The sequence below is a fragment of the Shewanella sp. SM87 genome, from assembly GCF_025653705.1.
In the GTDB taxonomy this organism is placed as follows: Bacteria; Pseudomonadota; Gammaproteobacteria; order Enterobacterales; family Shewanellaceae; genus Shewanella; species Shewanella oncorhynchi.
On record NZ_JAKKSC010000012.1, the window covers coordinates 64,942 to 89,339 of the forward strand.

21 protein-coding genes, 1 tRNA gene and 2 pseudogenes are annotated in these 24,398 nt (G+C 47.2%); 9 read left to right on the forward strand and 15 right to left on the reverse strand.

The window, feature by feature from the left end:
• Window positions 1-19 precede the first annotated feature (19 nt).
• Both L5M11_RS11595 and L5M11_RS11600 read right to left on the reverse strand, forming a co-directional pair.
• Window positions 20-2,611: an immune inhibitor A domain-containing protein gene (locus tag L5M11_RS11595; RefSeq protein ID WP_263192140.1), complete on the reverse strand. Its 2,592-nt coding sequence runs from the start codon at window positions 2,609-2,611 to the stop codon at window positions 20-22.
• A 326-nt stretch (window positions 2,612-2,937) separates the two neighbouring features.
• Entirely contained in the window at window positions 2,938-3,531 is a 594-nt protein-coding gene (locus L5M11_RS11600) for a YhgN family NAAT transporter (RefSeq protein ID WP_011848195.1), read from the reverse strand.
• Window positions 3,532-4,014: 483 nt separating this feature from the next.
• Here L5M11_RS11600 and L5M11_RS11605 point away from each other — a divergent pair, with 483 nt between their 5' ends.
• A complete protein-coding gene (locus L5M11_RS11605) occupies window positions 4,015-5,679 on the forward strand; it encodes a metal transporter (protein ID WP_263147276.1) in 1,665 nt (554 codons plus the stop codon).
• A 61-nt stretch (window positions 5,680-5,740) separates the two neighbouring features.
• Window positions 5,741-6,544, forward strand: a complete 804-nt coding sequence (locus L5M11_RS11610; RefSeq protein ID WP_263147131.1) for an NRDE family protein — start codon at window positions 5,741-5,743, stop codon at window positions 6,542-6,544.
• Window positions 6,545-6,583: 39 nt separating this feature from the next.
• On the opposite strand, the gene L5M11_RS11615 is transcribed toward L5M11_RS11610, so the two are convergent.
• Window positions 6,584-7,036: a YybH family protein gene (locus tag L5M11_RS11615; protein WP_105250965.1), complete on the reverse strand. Its 453-nt coding sequence runs from the start codon at window positions 7,034-7,036 to the stop codon at window positions 6,584-6,586.
• 133 nt (window positions 7,037-7,169) lie between these two features.
• Between L5M11_RS11615 and L5M11_RS11620 the strand changes: the two genes are divergently transcribed.
• Together L5M11_RS11620 and L5M11_RS11625 are read left to right on the forward strand one after the other, a co-directional pair.
• Complete coding sequence (locus L5M11_RS11620; protein ID WP_263147135.1) at window positions 7,170-7,733, forward strand: lysophospholipid acyltransferase family protein; 564 nt, start codon at window positions 7,170-7,172, stop codon at window positions 7,731-7,733.
• A 26-nt stretch (window positions 7,734-7,759) separates the two neighbouring features.
• A complete protein-coding gene (locus L5M11_RS11625; RefSeq protein ID WP_263192141.1) occupies window positions 7,760-8,383 on the forward strand; it encodes a LysE family translocator in 624 nt (207 codons plus the stop codon).
• Window positions 8,384-8,409: 26 nt separating this feature from the next.
• On the opposite strand, the gene L5M11_RS11630 is transcribed toward L5M11_RS11625, so the two are convergent.
• On the reverse strand, window positions 8,410-9,675 hold the full coding sequence (locus L5M11_RS11630) for a mechanosensitive ion channel family protein (RefSeq protein WP_219251716.1): 1,266 nt from the start codon (window positions 9,673-9,675) through the stop codon (window positions 8,410-8,412).
• A gap of 209 nt (window positions 9,676-9,884) precedes the next feature.
• Between L5M11_RS11630 and L5M11_RS11635 the strand changes: the two genes are divergently transcribed.
• Window positions 9,885-10,463: a porin family protein gene (locus tag L5M11_RS11635; protein ID WP_263192142.1), complete on the forward strand. Its 579-nt coding sequence runs from the start codon at window positions 9,885-9,887 to the stop codon at window positions 10,461-10,463.
• Window positions 10,464-10,507: 44 nt separating this feature from the next.
• Here the strand turns inward: L5M11_RS11635 and L5M11_RS11640 are convergent, their stop codons facing one another.
• Window positions 10,508-10,900 (reverse strand): DUF1090 domain-containing protein, encoded by a 393-nt coding sequence (locus tag L5M11_RS11640; protein ID WP_263192144.1) that lies wholly within the window; start codon window positions 10,898-10,900, stop codon window positions 10,508-10,510.
• Window positions 10,901-11,115: 215 nt separating this feature from the next.
• Here L5M11_RS11640 and L5M11_RS11645 point away from each other — a divergent pair, with 215 nt between their 5' ends.
• Window positions 11,116-11,745, forward strand: coding sequence for a DUF3157 family protein (locus L5M11_RS11645; protein ID WP_168826904.1), 630 nt, complete (start codon window positions 11,116-11,118; stop codon window positions 11,743-11,745).
• Window positions 11,746-11,883: 138 nt separating this feature from the next.
• Complete coding sequence (locus L5M11_RS11650; RefSeq protein WP_263192146.1) at window positions 11,884-12,879, forward strand: DUF481 domain-containing protein; 996 nt, start codon at window positions 11,884-11,886, stop codon at window positions 12,877-12,879.
• On the opposite strand, the pseudogene L5M11_RS11655 reads toward L5M11_RS11650, so the two are convergent.
• Together L5M11_RS11655 and L5M11_RS11660 are read right to left on the reverse strand one after the other, a co-directional pair.
• Window positions 12,862-13,313: pseudogene (locus tag L5M11_RS11655) on the reverse strand (VOC family protein). The gene L5M11_RS11650 and the pseudogene L5M11_RS11655 sit on opposite strands and share 18 nt — an antisense overlap.
• An 18-nt stretch (window positions 13,314-13,331) precedes the next feature.
• Entirely contained in the window at window positions 13,332-13,970 is a 639-nt protein-coding gene (locus tag L5M11_RS11660; protein WP_263173727.1) for an MliC family protein, read from the reverse strand.
• Between the two features lie 452 nt (window positions 13,971-14,422).
• On the opposite strand from L5M11_RS11660, the gene L5M11_RS11665 reads away from it, so the two are divergent.
• The gene (locus L5M11_RS11665; RefSeq protein WP_113941250.1) at window positions 14,423-15,751 is read left to right on the forward strand and encodes a M48 family metallopeptidase; all 1,329 of its coding nucleotides are present in this window, start codon (window positions 14,423-14,425) and stop codon (window positions 15,749-15,751) included.
• Between the two features lie 128 nt (window positions 15,752-15,879).
• On the opposite strand, the gene yedF is transcribed toward L5M11_RS11665, so the two are convergent.
• The 3 genes from yedF to fdhD all read right to left on the reverse strand — a co-directional run bounded on the left by yedF (window position 15,880) and on the right by fdhD (window position 18,274).
• A complete protein-coding gene (gene yedF, locus L5M11_RS11670; RefSeq protein ID WP_107946196.1) occupies window positions 15,880-16,113 on the reverse strand; it encodes a sulfurtransferase-like selenium metabolism protein YedF in 234 nt (77 codons plus the stop codon).
• Window positions 16,113-17,327 (reverse strand): selenium metabolism membrane protein YedE/FdhT, encoded by a 1,215-nt coding sequence (gene yedE, locus L5M11_RS11675; protein WP_263192147.1) that lies wholly within the window; start codon window positions 17,325-17,327, stop codon window positions 16,113-16,115. The genes yedF and yedE overlap by 1 nt, the downstream gene beginning before the upstream one ends.
• A gap of 110 nt (window positions 17,328-17,437) precedes the next feature.
• Window positions 17,438-18,274, reverse strand: coding sequence for a formate dehydrogenase accessory sulfurtransferase FdhD (fdhD, locus tag L5M11_RS11680; protein WP_107946194.1), 837 nt, complete (start codon window positions 18,272-18,274; stop codon window positions 17,438-17,440).
• A gap of 141 nt (window positions 18,275-18,415) precedes the next feature.
• Between fdhD and L5M11_RS11685 the strand changes: the two genes are divergently transcribed.
• Window positions 18,416-18,510 (forward strand) — tRNA-Sec (locus tag L5M11_RS11685).
• Between the two features lie 69 nt (window positions 18,511-18,579).
• On the opposite strand, the pseudogene selB reads toward L5M11_RS11685, so the two are convergent.
• The 5 genes and pseudogenes from selB to fdxH form a co-directional block, all read right to left on the reverse strand.
• Window positions 18,580-20,427 (reverse strand): annotated as a pseudogene (selB, locus tag L5M11_RS23970) (selenocysteine-specific translation elongation factor); the annotation flags it as partial.
• Window positions 20,424-21,845 (reverse strand): L-seryl-tRNA(Sec) selenium transferase, encoded by a 1,422-nt coding sequence (selA, locus tag L5M11_RS11695; protein ID WP_263192178.1) that lies wholly within the window; start codon window positions 21,843-21,845, stop codon window positions 20,424-20,426. The pseudogene selB and the gene selA, both read right to left, overlap by 4 nt.
• Before the next feature lie 96 nt (window positions 21,846-21,941).
• Window positions 21,942-22,847, reverse strand: coding sequence for a formate dehydrogenase accessory protein FdhE (fdhE, locus tag L5M11_RS11700; protein ID WP_263169345.1), 906 nt, complete (start codon window positions 22,845-22,847; stop codon window positions 21,942-21,944).
• Window positions 22,847-23,488: a formate dehydrogenase subunit gamma gene (locus L5M11_RS11705; RefSeq protein ID WP_011982054.1), complete on the reverse strand. Its 642-nt coding sequence runs from the start codon at window positions 23,486-23,488 to the stop codon at window positions 22,847-22,849. The genes fdhE and L5M11_RS11705 overlap by 1 nt, the downstream gene beginning before the upstream one ends.
• Window positions 23,485-24,396, reverse strand: a complete 912-nt coding sequence (gene fdxH, locus L5M11_RS11710; RefSeq protein WP_317629873.1) for a formate dehydrogenase subunit beta — start codon at window positions 24,394-24,396, stop codon at window positions 23,485-23,487. Before fdxH ends, L5M11_RS11705 begins: the two co-directional genes overlap by 4 nt.
• Window positions 24,397-24,398 lie beyond the last annotated feature (2 nt).

Below are 24,398 nucleotides of genomic sequence, written 5' to 3' on the forward strand. Positions count from 1 at the left end.
CGTGTTTCAAACAATCAACTTAGTGCACATTTAACTGGCGGCGCCAAGTCAATAAGCTAAGGAAAGCAAGGCTTAACCAACCTAAGCTGCCGCCACCTGAACTCTCACTGGCCGGCGGAGTTACTGGAGGCGTAACAGGTGCAACAACCGTTACCGTCGAACTGCTAATCGCCTTAGTATTTTGCGCATCTGTCACTGTAAGCTTCACAGTATAAGTGCCCGCCTTCGCATAGGTATGGGTTGGCGCCGTGACAGTGCTTGTCGTGCCATCACCAAAATCCCAAGCGTAGGTTAATACTCCCATACCACCATCAACGTTACTGGTGAAGTTCACCGCTAATTGACTAACTGTCTTACCAAAACTGACAGTTAACGGCGCTATAGCATCAGAGTTCGCATTAGCAAGACGAATAACCGCAGTACTATTGTTGCTGGCTTGAGATAGTACCTGCATTGTCAACCCTAGCTGCTGCAACACCATACCTGACTGTGGCTGTAGTGGCGCGCTGTAATCAAAACTGTCATCGAACAGGCTGACAGCATCGCGATGATTGTCCTCCAAATAGAAGGTTTGATTTACTGTACTAAAGGCCGCATCACGAATTTGTACGTCGGTAGAGCGAGTGCCAATCATATTTTGGTCAGCATCAATCACGCCAATCAAGCCATGGCCAGCGTGGTCTGAAACGTTATTGTCACTGTAGCTAAAATTTTCTAACCAGAGTAAAACTCCGGGATCAAAGCTTTTTGCTTTCAAACCCGCATCGACACCATTATGGCTACGCAGCTGGATAATATAACGAGACTGAGATTTGGGATCCGGACGAGAATCCTTAATCCGGCTATAGCCGTAAAACGTCATTTTATCCGCGACTTCAGCGTTATCACTATATAACTCAGTGGTATTTTGTTTAATGCTGATGTTATCAATAGCGATCCCTGACTCAGAGGTATAATCATCAGTGACATAGTTGATTTCGACAGCAACAGATTTTCCAGAATATGCTGATAAATCATATTCTAATGTTACCCAAGCATCGCGACCTTCCGCCTGAGCAAGCGCAGACGATTCACCAGTGATGATATGACGAGCACTATTCATTGCATTGTTCGACTTAGTGTAATTACCCGCAATGGCCACACCATCCACTTTCACCTGCATGTAGTCATAGTTAGGCTCAATACTCCAACTAGCCTTCATACTCAGAATCAGTTTATCTGTGGTTACGGCAGGTAAATTAACATTAAAATTCATGCTGTTATTCAGCATATTTCCTTGGCCAGAATAGTACTGATAACTGCCCTGATAAGGTGTTTTAAAAGGAATTAACACAAGAGGGAGCGGAATAGAGATCTGATTAACCGCCTGATGATTAACCGCCTCATTCAACGTCACTTCCATGCCTGATTTGGGAATGCTATCTAAGGTGATTTCACGTTCATTCAACCACTTACCTTTGTATCTTTTCTGTAGATAAGATCGAGCATAAGGACTAAAACCACTCGGCTGAGCGCCAGGAATAGCACCAGCCCAACTACCACCAGACATTAAAGACCATAGCCCCACAGGCGAGCCGTCTTTCTTATCATTTTCAGAGGTATCGTACTCATCAGGCAGACCTAGATCATGGCCAAACTCGTGGGTACACACGCCCGTTGCCGCATCGATAGGCTGGATTGTATAACCGAATACTTTTTTGTTCGTACCAGGAAGCGCATAACCATTGGTTGCTTGGTCGACATAATATCGATGCGACCATATCGCACTCGATCCTAGTTTTCCGCCGCCGACCTCTTCGCCTACGCTAGAGTGGAAAATCATCACATGGTCGATAATGCCATCGGGCTCATCGTAATTACCGTTATTGTTCAAATCATTTTGGTCTTCAACATCATAACTCGCCAACTCAGCTGCAGACATATTTGCAACAGCTTGAGATACGGCTTCTTTTACCAATTGTTCGACCTGTGAATCACTACGGGTATCTGGATCATTAACACCATAGTATTCAGCATTTTGCGAGGCGGTATACCAGCCCTTCACATCCCCAGTAAAGGAGAAGGTTTGCCCAGAAACCGCTTGATAATATTGATACCCCGAATCTAACGTCTGCCCCTGTGGACCTTTGAAGCCCGTAGGCGAAAAGAGTAATTCCTTGTAGTGGGACGCAGGATAACTCGGGTAATACATGTCTGTATCCCCCGCTTTTAAGCCATTGTTATCATGTTTTAGATCAGCAAAATCCACTAATACCGTGAGCACTTTTACGGTTTTCTTTACATCCGCATCGGCCTGTAAACGCTGTGCGGATGAGCGCATCATTTGCGATGACTTAGCTCTTTGTAGACGCGCATGTTCAGCTTCAACTTCGATGCGCGGCGCTTTGGGTTGTGCCAAAGTGGCGCGATGAATATAAGCTTCTATCGCCTCCTGCTTTACGCTATCACTGGCATCGGCGGCCACTTCGCCACGCTTAATCAACCAATATAAAATTCGATCTTTATTAATCACACCCGCATCTGCAGGCGTATGATTCGGAGCGGCAATACTCGCGCCGCTAATCAATGCCAACATCAGTCCAAACGCTGTTACGCCTTTTGTACTTCGCATTTTTAACATCCTTCTGTAACAGCTAACGCCGTTTACGCCATTCTATTTATTAAGACTAGTGTCTCTTTGTATTAAGACAAATTGCCTTTAATTAGTAACCTACTCAGGGTTTATCCGTCTTCAAGTGATAGAGACAGAGTTTTCGACATTAGCAGCACTGCACCTCAGTAACAACTTGATACACCTGTTCGCAGGTAAGATTTGCACTTTTGTCAGCAAATATTCAGCAAACCTCTGTGCTGACTCAATTCCAAGCCAAATCTCAGCCATAAAAAAACCGCATTAACAACGTTAATACGGTTTCGTTTTGATCAAACTAGATAAAGTTAGCCAGCGGTTTTCAGATAGTTTGAAATACCGTCGAGGAACATTTGCACTGAGATCATGACCAGCACCATACCCATCAAACGCTCGACTGCTGTGAGCCCCTTTTCCCCCAGCACACGGGTGAAAAGTTTATAAAACATTAAGATCACCGCACTCGCCCCCCAAGCTGACACTAACGCTATGGTCCAATCGCCCATACGTGAGCTATCGGTATGCGCCAGTAAAATCAAGGCTGCAAGAATCGATGGGCCCGCCATCAAGGGAATAGCCATAGGCACGATAAAAGGCTCTTCTCCCGCGGCTAATCCAACGACACCACCGGGTTGGGGGAAAATCATCTTAATCGCGATCAAAAACAGAATAATACCGCCTGCAATACTCACAGATTCGGAACGAAGATTTAAGAAACTTAAAATTGCTTCACCCGCATAAAGGAAAGACAGCATGATCACTAAGGCGAAAAGTAACTCGCGGATCAGTACCTTACGACGTTTCTTGGGATCGATATGTCGCAGAATCGATGCGAAAATCGGCAAATTCCCCAAAGGGTCCATGATCAGAAACAACATTACCGCAGCAGAAAATATATCCATTTAACGTATCAACACCCAAGCCAACATAAGCCGATATTATATACCCAAACAACCTGAAGATGCAGGATTCAGCGGGAATGTAACGCACTTTAGGCAAGGCGGTTATTTGCGGACCTAGTGGGCTAAGTTAAAAATAACCAACACGGCATAAAGTACGTTACAACCCGCCGGAACGGAGCGCCTAGGGAGCTCCACTTCCGTGTTGCAACAATTCAAAAGGTGGCCGACATTCTGTCATTGATGCGCCTTGAATTGAAGCACCCTAGGCGCTCTGAAACTCGTATCTTCAGGTAGCTTGGGTATAGTACCTTTTCTCGAGTTAGATCTGAAAATTTCTCCGCAGAATGGCCAAAGTGAATAAAATTCTCCCCTTCAAAACACAGTATAAAATGTCAGTTGAGTAAATTGCCTGCAAGTCACTGCTCACTTTGCTTTACAGCTGGTATACTATGGCGTTTTTTCAGCAAATTTTCCGTGGAATCCATGCTCTATCTTCTTGCTAGCTGTATCGCACTCTTAATTGGCCCTCTGTTTTATCGCTACTTCTCATCGAGTAGTGGCTTACAAAAGGGTCTCGATGGTTTTATATTCGTCTCATTAGGCGGATTAGTGCTGATCCACATCTTGCCAGAATTACTCGAGCATGGTGGCATGCTTGCGATCATCTTTGTACTCCTCGGCATCTGGGGGCCTACCGCCAGCGAACGCCTATTTCACCGTTATTCAGAAGTCACCCATAATTTTACGCTTTTCTTGGGTATTGGTGGCTTATTACTGCATACCATCACCGATGGCACCGCTATGGTTTTGGCGCAGCAAGACGATAACTCCATTCTGCTAGCTCTTGGTGTCATACTCCACCAATTACCCGTCGGTTTTGCAGTATGGTGGATACTTAAACCCCATCTCGGAACACGTTGGACACTCATGATCTTTGCAGCCCAGATGCTATTTACAGGCATAGGCTATTTCGCCGGTGAGCAACTACTTCCTTATTTAAATATCGATGACACTGTCTACTTACAAGCCTTTATTACTGGCACAATTCTGCATGTGGTACTACATCAACCCCATGGTCAGCATGAAAGTGATACGCAAGGCAAATATGAATACCAAGCTGGCATAGGTAGTTTGCTCGGCATCGGTTTACTCGTGATATTGCTATTAATGGATTCAGGCGGCCACGAACATGCCCACCATGATCACAGCACAGAGCAATTAATGACTTGGCTATTAAAGCTCGCACCCGTGTTGCTGCTAAGCTATGGTGCGGCTGCGCTGCGCTTTAAATTAGGTTTGACGCCGCAGGATGGCAGTTTAGCCCGTCGCTGGTTCCAACGCTTAGCAGGGCCTGAAGCCTTAGTGATCACAGCTCTACTTCTCGGCCCTTGGTTAGCGTTATTCCAATTGCTTGTAGTGTTTATTCTGAGTGCATATTTAAGCCATGCTAACGTCACCATTACCGATCCACACACTAAATTACCCAGCAATTCACTGCGTTTCGGCTTTGCTCATTTAGTCGATCGCAGCGCACCTTGGATTTTACTTAGCCTAGTATTAGTGAATTTAATTGGCCACCCTTCAATGCCCTTAAGCAATCCATTGCTACAGGTTGTTGTGCTATTGCTTGTATTTTTACCAATGCGTTTCTGCAACTTAGGCGCCGCCGTACTCGCTCTTGCACTGGCTTATAGTGGTTGGAATCCTATCGCGATTATGATGCCGCTGATTGCAGCACCTGTGCTCAACATAGCTCAGCTTAAGTTAATGACATGGACGCAAAGGGCGATATTACTGAGTATTATTGCGCTGAGTTTAGCCGCAGCCTTACGCTTACCACTATGGTTCTCCTTATTTACCTTGCCTGAAGTCGTGAACTTAATTGCACTACTGATCCTCTCAGGGTTGTTTGCTGCCAGCTTACTGCGCTTAGGTCCACGTAAATTTTTACGCCGCTTAATGCTCAGCAAACCGGTAGCTCATGCGCATAGTCATTCGCACAGCCACGCCCATAGCCATTCCCACGAGAATACACATACTCATGAATCTAGCGCTTCGCACACAGACGAGCAGAAATCTGTTGTGACACCTAGTGCTGATAAACATGCACATGAACACGCAAAAACGGATAAGCACTCGCACCACTAACGCTGTTCATTTGTGAGCAGACAGGCTAAGTTAATCTACCTTTGGATTAATTTAGCCTGCTATGTGCATACTCTTTGTCGCCATTAATGCCCATCCTAAGTATCCCTTAATCATCTGTGCCAACCGCGATGAGTTTCATCATAGACCAACTGTGCCAGCGCATTTTTGGCCGCCGGAAGAAAACATACTCGCGGGTAAAGATCTGCAGGCCGGTGGCACTTGGTTTGGCATCAATAGACAAGGACAAATCGCAGGCGTAACCAATCTGCGCGTTCCGCAAAAGAACCCTGAAGCCATGCGGAGTCGTGGCGAGCTGATTACTATGACGCTCAACTCAGGATCGCTCGTGTGCCCTAATTGGCTCGTTGAACATAGCGACAATTATCAGCCGTTCAATCTCATCTTCGGCCAAGGTACAGACTTATATTGTTTTAACAGTATCAATAAAGACACAGTAAAACTTGCCGATGGATTTCATGCCATTAGCAATGGTGCACTCGATGATATTTGGCCGAAAATGGCGAAGGGACAGCAGGCATTAGAAGCGGCAATCAGCCAGTCCAGCAGTATAGAAGTGCAAGTACTGTTACAACTAATGAAAGACGATTCCCAGCCGCAAGATAATGAGCTGCCGAATACGGGAGTCGGGATCGAGTGGGAACGGCGTTTAGCTGCGATTTATATTCGTCACCCCGACTATGGCACCCGCTCCACCAGCATTCTGCTTGAAGATGCTGAGGGCGGTATGCATTTCACCGAAGTGAGATACGATGGCAAAGGTAGACAGCTTGGACAGCAGGATTTCCATTTAACTCTGCCCGCCGAGCCGCCCACCAAACCAGACTGTTTATTATCGCAAATCTAATTTGAACTGCTGTGCAGCACTGAGTGTAAAGGACACGGTTTAGTCTGAACTGTGGTCCATAGTGATCACCCAACGATCGTCGATTTTTTCAATCAACAGAGTAAACACGCCCGTTGGGGCATCTTTTATCCGCCGTAAATCCCAGCGCCCAACAACCATAGCGGCGTAATTACTGAGCATTTTTATTTCTTTGATAGTGAACTTCAGTTCACCAAGCGCTTCTTTATTTGGATAATTTTTCTTATAGGCAGCGAGAGTTTCTTCCCAGCCAAAACGAAACTTACCATTAGAGACAAAACGCAGTTGATCACTCTTCCAATAGCCTTGCATATAAGCATCGAGATCGCCGCGATTCCAGGCGTCTTCTTGGCCTTTAAGCATCTGCGTAATTTCATCCGTCGGCACCGCATTAACATGACAAGTCAGCAAGAGTAACAGCGCCGCAAAAACACGCTGCCAGATAACCTTGTTTAATAGTCCATTTTTCAACATAGTATCATTCCCCCACAATCAATCAGGTTAAACTGTACTATACCGAATTCAGTACAGACTATCTTGTTTAAGCCAGTTTAAAATCTAAAAAAGCTGATGATATTATTAATTTTTCGACTCTGGGCACCGAACTATGTTTACACCACTTTGCCGTTGGCTACTTAAAACTTCAGGCTGGCAGATAGAAGGCCAACTGCCCGACTGTGCTAAATACATCATCATAGTTGCGCCGCACACTAGTAACTGGGACTTCATTGTCGGCATTTTAGCCCGTGCCGCCCTAGGTATCCGCATTCACTTTCTCGGCAAACACCAACTCTTTATCCCGCCTTGGGGCTGGTTTTTCCGCGCCATTGGCGGCAGTCCGGTGGATCGGCGCAAGAATAACAACTTAGTCGATGCCGCCGTGCAGCTGTTTGAGTCAAAATCCGATTACAAGTTAGCGCTAGCGCCAGAAGGCACCCGCGGCCCAGTGACGCGCTGGAAGTGCGGCTTTTATCATATCGCCAGCAAGGCCCAAGTACCCATTACACCCGTTGGCTTAGATTTTAGCCGCCGCACTGTCGTTATCCGCACACCACTGCAACCCAGTGACGATATCGTGACCGACATGCAAGAGATTTTGAGCTTCTATCGCACCATTAAAGGCCGTCATCCCAAGGTGATCCCTGATTTTATCGCGAGTGCTAAACATTAACATTTATTCCATTTAGAGCAGCAAATATGCAACCCGAAACTTGGTTACTCTATCTCTTTGCCATTGTATTGATTGGGATTTCACCCGGTCCTATCGCTATGTTGTCTATGTCCCATGGGATCCACTTCGGCAAGATGCGCAGCATAGCCACAGGCCTTGGCAGTGTTAGCGCCGCTTTAATCTTAATGATGGCGTCAGCGGCAGGACTGGGGGCGATTATTAGCGCCTCAGAATACGGTTTTACCCTGCTCAAATGGTGCGGCGCGGCCTATTTAGTATTTTTAGGTATTAAGCTGTTATTGACGAAAAACCAAGCTCAAGCCCTTGAAGTTAGCCCGTCAGAGGGCAAAGGTACGCCTTGGCAGCTTTATAAGCAGGCGTTTCTAGTGGGGATCAGTAATCCGAAGGATTTACTGTTTTTTGCCGCGTTATTTCCGCAATTTATCAATCTTGCCGCGCCGCAATTACCGCAACTGACCATTCTTGCAGTCACTTGGGCCGTGGTGGATTTTAGCTTTGTGATGGTTTATGCCTGCATGGCCAATGTACTTGCGCCCAGCCTAAAGGCGAGCAACAAGCTGCATTGGTTTGACAGAACCAGCGGCGGTGTATTTATCACCTTAGCCGCGATTCTTGTCTCTCGAAACTAAATCGATAATCATCGACAGCCATCAAACTAGTCGACCTTAACAGACTTTAAACTGCGAATGTCATTGCCGGTGGGCGCTTGGAACGCCTGCAGGCCAAACTCAGGTAATACAGCAAACACATGGTCGAAAATATCCGCTTGTATCGCCTCATAAAACGCCCAACGAGTATCATTGGTGAAGATATAAATCTCGATCGGTAACCCTTCAGTAGTCGGCGCTAATTGGCGTACCATTAAAGTCATATCCTTGTGGACTTTATCATGACGCTGTAAATATTCCTGCAGATAAGCGCGGAAAGTGCCGACGTTAGTCAAATGGCGGCCGTTCACTTTCATATCGAGATCCGACACTCTGGCATTCGACTCACGAATTTCGTTTATTTTTGCGGGAAAATATTCTTTTAAGCAATTGATCTTACTGAGACGTTCGCGCTCTTCCTCGGTCAAAAACTTTATGCTGTTGATATCGATATTGATCGCGCGTTTGATCCTGCGACCGCCCGACTCAGACATACCCCGCCAGTTGCGAAACGCATCCGACACTAAGGCATAAGCAGGGATCATAGTGATGGTTTTGTCCCAGTTACGCACTTTCACTGTGGTCAGCGAGACTTCTTCTACCGCACCGTCGGCGCCGTATTTATCCATCTGGATCCAGTCGCCTTTACTCACCATACGGTTAGCCGCTAACTGAATGCCCGCCACAAAACCTAAGATAGTGTCGCGGAACACTAACATCACAAAACCCGTTGCCACACCTAAGCCGCTGAGGAAGTACACAGGTGATTGATCGGCCAAGATTGAGATAGAAACGATAATCCCAACAAAGAATAAAAATAGCTTAGTTAACTGTACGAAACTCTTAACAGGCAAGCGCCGACTCACCAGATTCACATCTGAAATTTCATCAACCGCATCCATACCTGCATACATAGCGCGGATAATCAGCACCACTAACCAAATACTCAGTAATCGGTCGACTAGCCCGCTTAACAATGGATGCTCAGTCAGCGCGATGGGCACCAATAGATTAAGTACGATAGCGGGCACAAGCATGGCCAGCTTTTCAAGCACCTTATAACGCATGAATACATCGTCCCACGTCGCCTTAGAGCGCAGGATCACCATATTCACCGCCCGAATCACCACGCGTCGGACAATAAAATAAGCGATGCTCGCTAACAGTAAGCAAGCAATGACCATAACTGTGGTCGATATTCCATCAGAGGGTTGGCTATCAATCCCAAAGCCCGCTAACCATGCCGAAATTTCGAGCCTTATTTCCTGATCCACAATTTCACTCCAACGTAGGTGCTAGCGCAACAAACCCATACAAAGGTAACTGCCGAGTTGACCTCGGTTAAATGCCACCCTAGAAAACACTCAAATCAAAACACAAAATATTTACAAATACTTATTTTAAAAGAGATTTTAGCATTTTGAATTGACCCCGCACACAGGAAAATGAACAATATTTCCCCTATCCCTAAGGAAACCATCCCATGTGTCGTCATTCATATACGCTAGCCTGTCTTAGCATTGGACTCCTGAGCCTATGCCAACCGCTTCAAGCGGCCGAATATAGCACTTCTAAGCAATTAGTTAGGCCAGATAAATCAGACGAAACTGCCAATGCACCTTATATTGCCCTTATGCTCGATTATATTCCTGCCACAGATAATCTCTATGGCATTACAATTGCCCCCTATCATTTCGATAATAATTACCAGCAATGGGGTTATTACCTAGGCTATGCCCGCAGTCGTGAAACCGATATTATCGTGCCAGAACCCGCGCAGTCCTATCGCCAAGAAAGCCTCTTCCGCTTAGGCTTAAGCTACAGCTTAACGGCAGATTTAAGCTTTTATGCCGGCGGCAGCGGCTATATCAGCACTGTGTCTTACACGAATAACATTTCACCCAAAATTGTCGATGGCAAACCCACATGGGAAGAAGATAAAACAACCCATTGGGGCGCAGAAGCTGGGCTAAGATATCGAATCACTGAACACTTCATACTGAGTGCCGGTTATAACTCCAGCACAGAATCCACTATTTTAAGCATAGGTTACGCGGGCTAAGCTCCTAGCGATTGGGCTTGAGCTTGAACTTGGGCTTGAGCTATTTATTGCGTTAGCTCGGCTCGCGCCTTAGCAAGATCAGCCTCGACTTCGGCGACTTTATTGCGTTTCTTGTTGATTTTATCCATAGAACGACCTTCTTCTATGGCTTTGGCCAATTCGTTTTGGCGCTCGGTGAGTTTTTCCTCTAAGGCCTCAACTTTAGCGACTCGCTCGGCGTATAAGCTATCATCGTCGCAATGTGTTGAAACTTCGTCATAGGCCTTTTCAAGTCCCGCGACTTTATGCTTATTACCTGCCGCTTTTGCTTGGGCAAGTTCGGCACTAATGGCATCTAATTTCGCCGCGCAACCTACTTTCGGTGCTTCAGCAGCCAAAGTGACAGTGCTAAATGCCAATCCAATCACTAAGCCATAAATTCCATATTTCATCTGCATCTTAATCTCCTGTTACTTTATTCATTGAGCATACCGCTCATGTACACCTATCTAATAGTGCCACAGTCAGCTAGCTCAATCTGTACTAGCGTTAAAATCTCGCCATTAATCCACTTTATTCATCAAAACACGACTTAGACAGTGACTAACATGCGGCAAATTGTTTATGTTAGGGCAGAATATTGACTCAGACGGATATCGGAGCCAGAAAATTAATGCACACTTCATTACGCCTTAGCGCACTTAGCTCATTGTTATTGCTAACATCATCGGTTATGGCGGCCGACGTAGCCAATATCACCCTAGAAAATGGCGCCCAAGTCAGACTCAAAGACGACTTTACCTGGGAATACGTGATCACTGAAACCAAAGCCGCGCCCAATGCCCTAGCCGCTGCAGCCGTAGCAAGTGCATCGAGCAATGTTGCCAGTGTCCCAAGTGCCGCAGTTACCACTCAAACTGTTGCTGCGCCAGTCACCACATTGACCGCCACTGCGATTACCCAACCTGAGCTATTAGGCTCAACGGCAAAAGATGGGATCAAAGTCAGCTTTGCTGAAGGTCAATGGAAAGGCGACAAACTCGGACTCAGCTTCGATCTCGCCAGCACCAGCAATGAACACGTTACCTTAGTTGAAGTTGAAGCTAGCTTCTTCGCCGATAATGGTACTTTGCTCAAAACCGAAAAACTCGAAGTGTGGGAAGCCATTTTCCGCATGCCTGAAACCTATCTACGCAAAGGCGAACAGCGTAAAAGCAGCGTCATTTGGGTCGAAGGCATAGATAAATCCCAATGGCAGAAGCAGCTCATTAACCTCAAAATCACCGAAATTAACTCACGCTAACGGGCAAAGAAGTAAGGGATTGCGAACCCGTTTTCAATCCCTTATCAACACTTTTATCAAATGTTATTGCTTTGTAGAGCCTGTGTTCGAGTAGAATGACAACACTTACTCTCCCTTTATTTTGAGCCCACGAGCAAGATGCATAATCTGATATCCAATCCAGCATTGTACCTTGTTGCTACGCTCTGCAGTGTCAGCCCCTTGTGTTATGCCGACACAGTTTTTTTGCTCAATGGCGATAAAATTAGCGGTGAAATTAAAGAGTTTAACGATCAAAATCTCATCATCAACACCAGTTATGCCCCTAAAATTACCATTCAACGCAGTGCCATTCTCAGCCTCGAAGTCACAGAGACTAGACCTTGGAGTGTCAGTCGTTCCATACAGGACATAAGAATTCAAGCCTCTAATGAACATGGCATGGTATTAATTAATAACCAGCACACTCCCGTGAGTGAGTTGAGATTCTCGCAGCACTATGCAAACTCAGATTGGAATTTTAACGGTAGTGTAGAAACCACACTTGATGTCACCAAAAACAAGAAAAATAGTCAGAAGCTACATATCAAAGGCGATATCACAGCGGAAACCTTGCAATGGCGACATAATATCAAGACCGAAGTGCGCTACGAAACCGAAGATGACGTGACTAAGCGCAACACCCTCGAAGGACATTATTCATTAGACTATCTGCTCAATGAGCATTGGCTGTTACGTCAGGAAGATTTTTATGAAGAAGATAAACTCGGCATCGATAGCCATAGCTATTATGCAGGGCTCGGTCCTGGTTATCGCTTTTGGGGTGCTGGGCGCGATAAATTAGACTTCGTCGTAACCTACAACCATTTTTGGCTTGAACAACAGTCCTTTAAACTAGAACTAAATGCTTGGGCGGCCTCACTTAACTATAAACAATATTGGTTTGGTGGCATTTTAGAGTCCTATGCCGATCTGCAAATTGCCTTCCCAGATATGCCTTCGATTGATTACATCTCAAACTCGACAGTAGGACTTAAATATCTGTTAACTCAGCGGATTTATTTGTCATTTAAATATGACTTCAATGACACTAAAACAGTGATAGGCAATACGAGAGATACCAGCTACACCTTAGGATTAGGGGTTAACTTCTAATCCTGGCTCCCGATACGCTAACCTGTGAGCCATAGGATGTTCATCATTCAATTGCAGTAAATCCCATAAGTTACCGTAGAGATCTTTAAACACAGCGACTGTGCCATAGTCTTGTTCTTGCGGCTCGCGCGCAAACTCCACGCCATCGGCGACCATACGGCGATAATCACGCCAAAAGTCATCGGTATTTAAAAATAAAAACACCCGACCACCGCCTGATTACCGATAAAATCGAACTGCTCAGGTTTAGACGCCCGCGCTAACAAGATAGAAGCGCCCTTAGAACCCGGTGGGGCAACAACGACCCAGCGCTTATCTTGCTCGGCTTGATAAGTGTCTTCAACTAATTCGAATTTTAATTTATTCACATAAAAATCAATCGCCTCATCGTAATCTCTTACGACTAAGGCGATATGCACGAGAGCTTGTTTCATGGCGACCTTAAATCAATCCTATTTGGTCACCAGTTTACAGGTCATTTCTGGTGCTTCGTAGCCCCAAACTACTTTAGCTTCGCCTTGATGTTCCCATAGGCTTTCATTGCGGCCTTGATACTTAGCGCCGCTGCCGCTGGGTTGCACAAACATTAATGAAGTACTATCACCATGTTCAGCAACCAGGGTTGCAGGTTCGGTTTTAAAATAAGTCACGACCACTTCGTTAGCTGGATTGCCGTCACAGGCATAAAACACTGGGCCGGTCATGTCGACTAAACGATATTGTGCCTGCAGTTCGGCAATGCGGGTTTGATAGCTAGATTCAATACACGCGTGCTTATCGTCGCTCTTCCAGCATTCATTACGGCCTTTCACCCAACCACGTTGCATCGCCTTTAAAGTAGGAGGTTGTTCATTCTTCGCTTTTTCAAGCGCTTGGCTATAAACCTTAGCTAACTGATTATCAAGTTGGTTCAGCCCCGCATCCTTACAGACCATGTCTTCAATACTGCCAGCATTCACTTTCGTGCAGTCAAAAGAAGGTGCATTAGCCGCCATTACTCCCGCACTTAACGCGCTAACCATCACGCCTGCGGCACAGTACCATTTGAAACCCAATCGATTACTTATCATCTTATTTGTTAACTTAGCCATCTCAATTCCTTTGTATTTCTGTGGTTTGTTTTAACGCTTACCATAGCTAACCCTATATAGGCTTAACCGAGCCTGACTCAAAGCACTATGCCTTGAAGAACCATGCCTTAAAGTGCACTCATAGTGATGTGATTTACTTTTATCTCGGTTCTAACTTAAGACTTAACCCTCAGCCGATATGCTGCGAAAACACCTAATTCTAGTGCGCTGCGAGGAAAATGCCCAGAGACTAAGAGCCACTTACCAATCTGTGTCCGCCTGCATAATCGGACTCTCTAGCGCCAAAAAACCACAAAATCCTGATGAAATCGACCTACTCCAATTTGCGCATAGCTGATTAAACTGAATGTCAAAACGGTTAATTTTTTGCTTTGCACACGATAGTGGTTGAATTTTCGAGTAAAATTGACTACTTTCACGCCGTTTGTCTCTTCACAAGGAAAAGGATCAACATGGAACAAGTTATTACCGCAGGGAACGAGAATCCCATTCAAATGACAGATATTGTCTATTCGAAGGAAAAATCGCTGTTCACTCTGTTAGCTATTATTTCTGGGATCGTCTGGGCGGCATTGATCATAGGCACTTTTGGCATGGCGCTGCTCTATGTGTTGATGTTTTTCATTATTTATCTCTTTAGCCACTCCGCCTTTATCAGCTACTTAAAAGGCACGGCTGTCGAAATCAATGCAGAGCAATTTCCTGAATTACATAAACAATATTTAGCGTGTTGCGAACGTTTAGAAATGCGCGAGCCACCACGCGCTTACTTATTGGCAGCTGATGGCATGTTAAACGCACTGGCGACACGCTTCCTCGGTCGCAACTATATAGTGCTATTTTCATCGATTGTGGATGCGCTTGAGTCAGATAAAGATGCGCTCAACTTCTATATCGGCCACGAGTTAGGCCATATTCGCCGCAATCATATAGGTAAAGCGCCCTTCTTAGTCTTCGCCACTTGGTTACCTTTAGTGGGTGCGGCTTATTCTCGCGCCTGTGAATATACCTGCGATCTCCACGGATTACGTTGCTGCAACAGCTTACGTTCAGCCACAAATGCCGTTGCTGTGTTAGCCGCTGGTGTCGAGCAATGGAAACGTATGAATGTGGATCAATATATCCGCCAAGCCAGTGAGTCGAGTGGTTTTTGGATGTCGCTGCACGAGCTTAATGGCAGCTATCCTTGGTTGACCAAGCGCATGGCGAGAGTCCAAGCCAAAGCACAAGGAGTGGAATATGCACCGCCATCACGCAGTGCATGGGCCTATGTACTCAGCTTCTTTATGCCACGTTTAGGCACAGCAGGCGGTGGATTGATAATCTTCGCTGCGATTATTGGTATTGCTGCAGCAGTCGCGTTGCCAGCGTATAAGGACTATCAAGAGAAAATGGGTGCCGCCACGAGTTATGAGGCGCCAACCACGACCGAAGCCACACCAGCAGCATTGAATGTACCCGATGCGGCACTGGCTATTGCCAGTATCGACCAGCAACATCAAGCACTGGCACCGATCACTGACATCTTAGTCGGTTACTATCAAACCAACAAAGCTTGGCCAACCGAATTGGATGTGCTTGGACTCACGGACGAGCAGATTGCGACATTTAATCTGTACACAGATGGCATAGTCGGTTTTATAGGAAGCGAAGCACTCGGGGATTATCAAGGCTATGAAGTCTATCTATCGCCTCAAGTTGATGAGCAAAATAATATCACTTGGGTTTGCAGCAGCAACGGTATTCCGGATGAATATCTGCCAGTAGATTGCCAAGGCTAATCCTGAATTTGCCCAATTAGCTGAAAGAAACTTTTACTGAAGAAGCTAATTGTATTTCCTGAGGAAATAGTAAAAAGCACAAACATAAGTTTGTGCTTTTTTGTTTTCATAATCGCGAAGGTCAGTGATTAACGCTGGATAAGATAACGAATAGTCGGACCATTCTGCTCAATTTCCAGCACTTTATAACCATGATTTTTAGCGTCGAGGGGAATGTTGTTAATAGACTGCGGACAGTCACTAATCACCTCGAGAATTTCACCGGGCTTTAACTTTGGCATAGCCTCAAGGGTAGCCACTGCGGGATAAGGGCAAGGTTCACCCACCATATCGAGTTGATAATCTGGAATATATTGAGCCATTACGCCGCCTCCGCTAGCAATTGTTCATCACGCTTCGCCTTACGAGCAAAGAAACGTTTCTCCCACAGCAACATAGCGCCAAAGGAGAGCCCCAGCAGCACATAGGTCAGCAATAATCCGCCTTTATCGCCAAAGCTGGTCAGTAAATTAACTTTGTCCCAGTTCGTTGCTAATGGCTGAGCGATATCATCCCAGTAATACGCCAGTAAGGTTGAACCCAACACGTTACCTAAGCCCACCCACCAGAAATGCACTTGACCTTCGACTGCACGATACATCCAACCCGTTTCACAACCACCAGCCAGTACAATACCAAAACCAAACAGTAAGCCGCCGATCACCGCATTAGGGCCAGCCCACATGATCTTAGGTGGCACACCCAGTTGCACATAGCTGTAAATACCTATCGCACTGACCGCCATGCCTAAGATAATCGCCTTCGCCATGTGAGTACGACCAGTGATCCACATATCGCGGAACGCTGAGGTAAAGCAGATTTGGGCCCGTTCGATTAATAAACCAAAACCAACACCACAGAGCATAGCAATGCCGAGTTTTGGTGCATTGAACATAGTCAATAACCCCCAACCGACGATGCCTACAAACACCAACATACCGATACGGAAACGACGTCTAGCTTGGTTTTCGTCCTGCTTGATTGAAGTCGCTTTATCGACTTTTTTCAGTTTTATCGGAATACGGAACATCGGCAGTAAGGTAAATCTTGCACCAAAGTAAGAGCCTGCTGCGGTCGCCAAAGCAAAGAACCAAGCATGTAAAGAGAACTGCGGAATACCCGTGAAGAAGGCGGCAAGGTTACAACCCATAGCTAAACGGGCACCAAAGCCAGCAATAATGCCGCCGATCAGTGCCTGAGCAATACGGATACGGCTCTGTGGCATACGCAGTTTGACGTTATTGGCCCAAAGCGCAGCAGCAATACAACCCCCAAACATACCGATAATCATCATGCCGTCGATACGATCTAGAGGAGAGCCCTGCAGACCTATGACTTTGAAATAACCCCAAGTTTCTGGATCTGCACCTAAAAACTGCAGTAAATGACCACCCCAACGAGTGAATTCCCCAGTAACGGCCCAGAAGGTTCCGGTCAAACCAAAATAGTAAGTAGAAAGGATACCCGCAGCGATAACCGCTGGCATAGGCGCCCAAAAACGGACTAAATATTCTTGTTTAAATTGTTGCCATGTCATGTCATTACCCTAATGAACGAGACTATAAAAAATAAGCGCAATGCGCTTATAACCTGTGTGCCAGTGTGATTGAAGTCGTTCGACAACTTCAATCACAAGTGGCCTCACGCTTAAATGGCTTTAGCTAAGCTGACACACTGCTGCCCCAACAGGCGATAACCGTGGGTGTAAAGCGTTGCCCTGCCATTACGGCAAAAACCGATAAGCGTGATATTGCTTTTCTCTGCTAATTCCAACGCCAGTGAAGTCACGGCGGACATAGCAAACAGAATTTGGATATTGGCACTAGCGGCCTTTTGCACCATCTCAAAACTCGCGCGACTGGTGAGCAATACGGCCACTGGACGCTCCACATTGTGAGCGGAAAAGGCGCCAATTAGCTTGTCTAGTGCGATATGCCTGCCTATATCCTCATAGGCGGCGATGATCTGTCCTTGATGGTTAAGCCCCATGGCCGCATGAGTGGCGCCCGTCAGCTTAAAATGTTGTTGATTATCTTTAATTTGCCCAAGTGCGACCTGTAAGTGTTCGATATCGAATCTAGCATCTGAGTCCACCCGCATCACAGGCTTGACGGCCTCTTCGAGCTGGGCAACACCGCACAATCCACAACCTGTGCGCCCCGCCATATTGCGCCTTTGTTGCTTGAGTTCCATAAAGCATCGTTGGTTGATTTCCACTTGGATCAACACGCCTTCACTGGTGAACTCGAGCTCCACCCCTTTGATATCATTGATATGGGAAACGATACGTTCAGATAACGTAAAACCAATAGCGAAGGCTTCTAAATCTTGAGGGCTGGCTAACATCACGGTATGCGCTATGCCGTTATAGACCAGTGCGACCCGCACTTCATTAGCTAAGTAGTCTGTCAGCTCAGATGCGTGCCCATGTTCTAACAAGATCACGTTTCTTTCTGTCACCACTTCATGTGAATGATATTCCATAGCGCCCCTTTAAAACTATAAAACCAAATAAAAACAATTAGTTTGATGACAATTTAAGACTTGTATCACAAACCCATAAACTAAATAAGAATCGCCTTGAATCATCTTTACGCATTTTCTACTATCCCTAGGTCTTCTATTGGAAGAACGTCGTCTCCGGTGAGGCGTCCGGATTTCAAATCCGGGTAGGGCTGCCAGCAGTCCTGGGTAGGTTCGACTCCTATGTTCTTCCGCCAATTCTCATGGGAAAAAAACAACTCGGCATCCCGAACTTCTCGGCTATTACTGCGATACTTCCTACGGGTAAAACCACTTCTGTCAAAGAACTCAAGCAGTTGAATACTCACCTTACGCCCAAGCCCAACCATGTCTTTAAATTCTGCCGTTTCGAGCTTGCCGTGTTCTGCAATATGAGTACGCACTAAGCTGGCGTAGTAACAGATTTGTTCGCTAAGCAAATATCTGTCCTTCACCACAGCAGTAATAAATCCCTGCTGCACCAGCTGGAAACACAGCAGCCTTAATTTGGCAGGTTCTAGCGCAAGGTATTCGCCCATTTCGGTGACCCATACAGGGGCTGTTTGCTGTGCCAGCCAAGGCGCAAGCGCCTGCCAACAATGCTGAGCCTCAGCATCTAGCACTATTTTGTGTTCAGCGAGCTGCAACAAGGCACCACGCAGCACCATGCGACCTTCTTGGCAAAGCGTGTCGAGCACTTTATTGGCTAATTCGGGCGGCAAAGCGCTGTGGCTCATGCGCTGCAAGCGATTACGCCCAAGCCCAAGTTGGTCAGGATGCTGTTGATGGAACTCGTGAAGTAAAGTAATAAACTGTTGTTTTTCTTGCTTAAGTAAACTTGTCGCTATAGCAAATGCCCCAAAACGGACTAAACCCGCTTGGGCTAACAGCATAGCCAGCCCTTCGTCAGTTAATTGCCAACGCCACGCGATTTCATCAAGCTCTAGCGCCTGAGTTTGGCCGAGTAAAGCCACCACATGGGCAGGATTATCCAAGCGTGCTAATTGCAGTAATCTCGCGACTCGTTCAGGCGTACGTTTCTTACGATTAGGGACTTTCAACGCCAACACTCGCCCCGCACCTAAAGTCTGTTTACCCCCAATGTGTCGCAGGACAATTCGATCGTCCTGACATAGGAGTAGTGGCTTTTCGAGTACTAACTCCGCCAGACAGAAGCCTTCTTCATCAGCTTCATTTAACAGGGAAACTCGACCTAAAGTATGATCGGCGCCATGGTGACAGTGGACATTTTGCCAATGCACTAATGGCTCACAGCCTAAAAAATCGAAGGCTCGAATGTGCACTACAGGGCGACTACAAAGCTCTGCTTGAGGTAAACTGCTCAGCCAATCGCCACGCTCTGGCTCCCTATGGTTATCGACACCCGTTAAATTGAGTGCTACGCGTGTACCCGTGACAGCCCTTTGTGCTTCTTGTCCCTGACAATGTATGCCTCGCACTCTGAGTTTGGCCTTTTGCCCTGAGCTAAAAAGACTATCCCCCACACATACGCTGCCGCTGATCACTGTGCCCGTCACGACACAACCCGCACCTTTCACACTAAAGGCGCGATCGAGCGTCATCCTAAAGCTGCTGGCATCTTCCGCCCGCTTTGACTCTTGCTTACCTAAATCAAGAATATGCGCCTTCAGCGCCGCCACACCATTGGATGCTAAGTCGGCGGTGCCATTCGCCGACACTTCAAAAACACCACTGGCCTCAATGCCATACTCGGCGAGCAAAGTGAGTCCATCGGCGACAAGCTGTGCCGCCGTGCCACTATCAACTAAATCCCGCTTAGTTAGCACTAAGGTCAAACTGTGCAAAGGTAATAGCGCAAGAATTTGCAAATGCTCACGGGTTTGCGGCATTACGCCATCGTCACAGGCCATCACCAACAGGGCGTGTCGAGCATGACTCACGCCCACCAGCATGTTGTTGATAAATTTTTCGTGGCCGGGCACATCAATAAAAGCAAGGCGCGAACCATCTCGAAGTGGCATAAACGCATAGCCAAGATCGATCGTCATACCGCGGCGTTTTTCCTCCGGCAGACGATCGGTATTCATCCCAGTAAAAGCGCGAATAAGCGTACTCTTGCCATGATCGACATGACCCGCAGTAACAATGATCACAACTGCACACCTAAAGTGCTCAACTCGGCGAGGAGTTCGGCTTCACTATCAAGACCGCGCAGATCTAACCTGAGTTGGTCCTGACTCATGCGACCTATGATAGGCCGTGCCGCCTGCTTAAATTGTTGTTCTAACAAACTTAAACTACCGCCATTGAGTGCGGTAAAACACAACGCCACTGAGGGTAAAAAAGTATCGGGCTGTGAGCCACTGCCGACTTGTGTTTGGCACTCGACTAACTCAATGCGATAACAAGGTTCAAAATGTGGAACCAAAGCTTGCTGTAAGCGACGACCAATCTGCCATAACGTCTCTTGGCTACGGGCAAATTTCGCCATAATAGGCAGCTCAATGTCTAAGGTTTCAGGGTGAAGATAGTGGATCAATGTCGCTTCTAACGCCGCCAAAATCAGCTTATCGCAACGCAGGGCGCGCTTTAGTGGATGACTCTGTAACTGCTTAATCAGCGACTGTTTGCCAACGATCAAACCAGACTGAGGGCCACCCAATAGTTTATCGCCGGAAAAACTCACTAAATCGACCCCATCGGCTAGCATGGCTTGGGGCGTAGGTTCTTGCTTTAGACCAAAGCGGCGCAGATCAGTAAGTGAACCGCTACCAAGATCCGAAATGAGTGATATGCCACGCTCACGACATAACTGACCCAGCCTTGCCTCCTCCACTGCGGCAGTAAAACCACTGATATGATAATTACTGGTGTGGACCTTCATTATCGCAGCGGTATTTTCAGTAATGGCCTGCTCATAATCCTTAAGGTGAGTCCGATTGGTGCTGCCGACCTCGACTAAGGTGCAGCCCGCTTGGCGCATAATGTCAGGGATACGAAACGCGCCGCCAATTTCCACCAACTCACCACGGGAGACGATGACTTCTTTCCCCGCAGCCACCGCTGACAACATCAACAACACAGCTGCGGCATTGTTATTCACGACACAACAAGCCTCGGCACCCGTTAAGCGCTGGATTAAAGCACTGATTGCATTATCCCTGTGACCACGTTCACCAGCCGCAAGCTCAAACTCCAGCGGTGTGGGGTAGCGCATAACAGAAGTGACAGCTCGAATTGCCGCTTCTGACTGCTGCGCTCGGCCAAGGTTGGTATGCAATATGGTGCCAGTGAGATTCCACACAGGTTTTAAGCTGTGGCTGTAATCATTAGACAGTTGATCAACCAAACATCTGTGCAATTGCGCAAGATCGCCACACCATGTCGGCAAACGGTGCTCGCGGCCGATTAAGCTGCGCGCCGCCTTTAACTGGGTATCCAGTGCGGCCTTTACTGCCGCTTTGCCGTAGGACTGCTGCAATACCACAAAACTAGGCTCTGCAAGTAGGCTATCCATTGAAGGCAAAGCTCGGTACAGAACTTGTAGTGTTTCAGGTGCTTGGGTCATCATCTGTGTCATTTTGTTTATATTATTGCCATTGGTTTATAAAAAGCAGGAAGGGATCAGCAACCCGACTCCCTCCCGCATTTGTTTAAGCTATGTGGCTTACGTGGTTTCGTGGGCCAGTAGCAGTGGGTTCAGTGTTGTTGCACCAAAGCCCTTAGCATTTAGCTCACTGTCTAACATCAAGGTTGCGAGATCGTCTGCCGCCACATCCATAGACGGCGAGTTTTCGACGAACATCATCTTGGTATAGCCATGACATTCATCGCAGCTTTCGATCCGCACTTGAGCCTTGGCATCATCTAGCGACCAAATCGTCATCTCTTTGTCCTGACCGCAACTGGTGCAATGGGCACGAATGTAATGCCATTCGCTCTCGCACAGACTGCAATGCAGATAGCGCAAACCAGCTCGAGGCTGATCGACAATCACACTCGCCACCGGATGACATCCACACACGGGACACATACTCTGCTGCGCCACCTTGCGCTGATCCATCCGCTTGATGACCATAGGTGCCCAATGCGACCAATAAACGCCCATCGCCGCCCAGATGAATAAGCTAAAACGGGCAGGCACTTCACTGACATGCCCTTGGCGTAGTGAACGCCCCCACGAACTCAGTTGCTTGGGCGATTGCTGCATCAGCAAACGCACTACCCGAGCTATGGATTCATCCACCTGCGGCAACAAATCACTTAACAGTTGCTGTAGCAGTCCTTGCCAATAGCTATCTGCCTCTGAGCCCAAAAGGGAAAGCGGAGTCGCCTCATCTTTCCCCCAAGCGAGAAGCTTACCGAAGTCAGCCTCCTGCGCTAACCTGGCCTGTATAGAGACCAAACGGCGACATAGCTCAAAGTAGTCAGCCAGCGGCGAGTCCTTGGCCAATGACAGCAAACGCTGCGCCCTTCTGTGATACACAGCTTGGGGATCTGCCGCTTTTAACGGTTTAAGTTCCAGCGGTGATTCGCTGCCTTGGGCCAGAGGTATCTCGGCTGTATGACTCATTAATGTTTCTCCACGTCCGAATGTTCATCCAACATCACAGGGTGATGTTTGCGGCACCAAGCCTTAGAGACTTTGCCGTAAAGCATGCCCGTAACCGACCCTTCCACCCATGTCGCCATCCAGAAATGCACCATCACAAAAATCAACATGATGAGCGCACAAATGGCGTGCAACAGAATGGCCCAACCCACCACAGTGGCTGAGAAATAGGGCGCAAAGTAAGGCTGCCACATGATGATTCCCGTCACCGTTAAAGTGATAGATGTCAGCACGAAGGCGCGAAACAATACCTTTTGCCCAGGGTTGTAATGGCCGATAGGCGGGATTTTCTCCTCGTTCTCGAACATCACATCCTTAATGGCGAGCATCCAAGCGAGGTCGTGCTTTTCCCATTTGTTGTGTTTGTAGTAACGCACCAACATCAACATCAGAGGTAAGCACATCATCAAGCCCGCAATGGGATGAATAAACTTCGCCAATTGCGGTGTGCCCGCTATCGCCCCAAGCCATTGAAACGACGGATAGAAGAAGGAAAAGCCAGTGAGAAATGTCACTAGGCCAACCGCCACAATGAACCAATGACAGATGCGATCGAACAGCTTGTGACGCACTATCATTTCTTGCTTATCATGCTTGCTCATTTGTCGGCCCCCTCTTCCTGCTTAGCCTCTTCCTCTGGCGGTTGATAACCCGGTTGGTCTTCTTCGACTATGTTGCGACCGACGGTGATCTTATGCAGACAAGCGACGGCGGCAGTGGCAAGAATGCCCATAGTACCTAAAGGTTTGACCCAGTCCTGCCACAGAGTGAGTGACAGTGGGATCTGCGGGTTATCAGGCATGTTGTAGCTTTCGGGCTGATTGATATCGTGTAATATCATCATCATACCCGTGCCACCTACACCCTCAGGGTTATACAGTCCTGCCTTAGCAAAGCCCTTTTTCTTCAGTTCTTCGACCCGTTTTTGCGAGTAGAACAACATGTCCTCACGGGTGCCAAAACGCAGCGCCCCTGTGGTACAGGACTTAACGCAGGAAGGTTCCAATCCCACAGCCAAACGGTCAGAGCACATAGTGCACTTGTAGGCCTTGTTATCCTTAGGATCTATTTTGGGCACATCAAAGGGACAAGCACTGGCACAATAACCGCAGCCGATACATTTGTCCGAATCGAAGTCCACCACACCATTGGCGTGCTGGATAATCGCGCCCGAGGTCGAACAGGCCGTTAAGCAGGCAGGGTCAGCACAGTGCATACAGGCCGAGTGGGTAAATTGCCAACGCAGCTTGTTGCTTTCCATCACCTCATGGAACTCCATCAGGGTCCAACATTGGCCCGATAGCGACATAGGGTTTTGGTAACTGCCTTGGAAGGTGCCCACCTCTTCCCGTAAATCATTCCACTCAGAACACGCCACTTGGCAGGCTTTACAGCCATTACACTTAGTGGCGTCGAACAGCTTGGCGACCTTTTCTGATGAATTACGCCCCTTTGCCGCAGGCGTCACCGCTGAAGTACCGGAGCGGCGGATAATGTCTTGTGATGCCATAA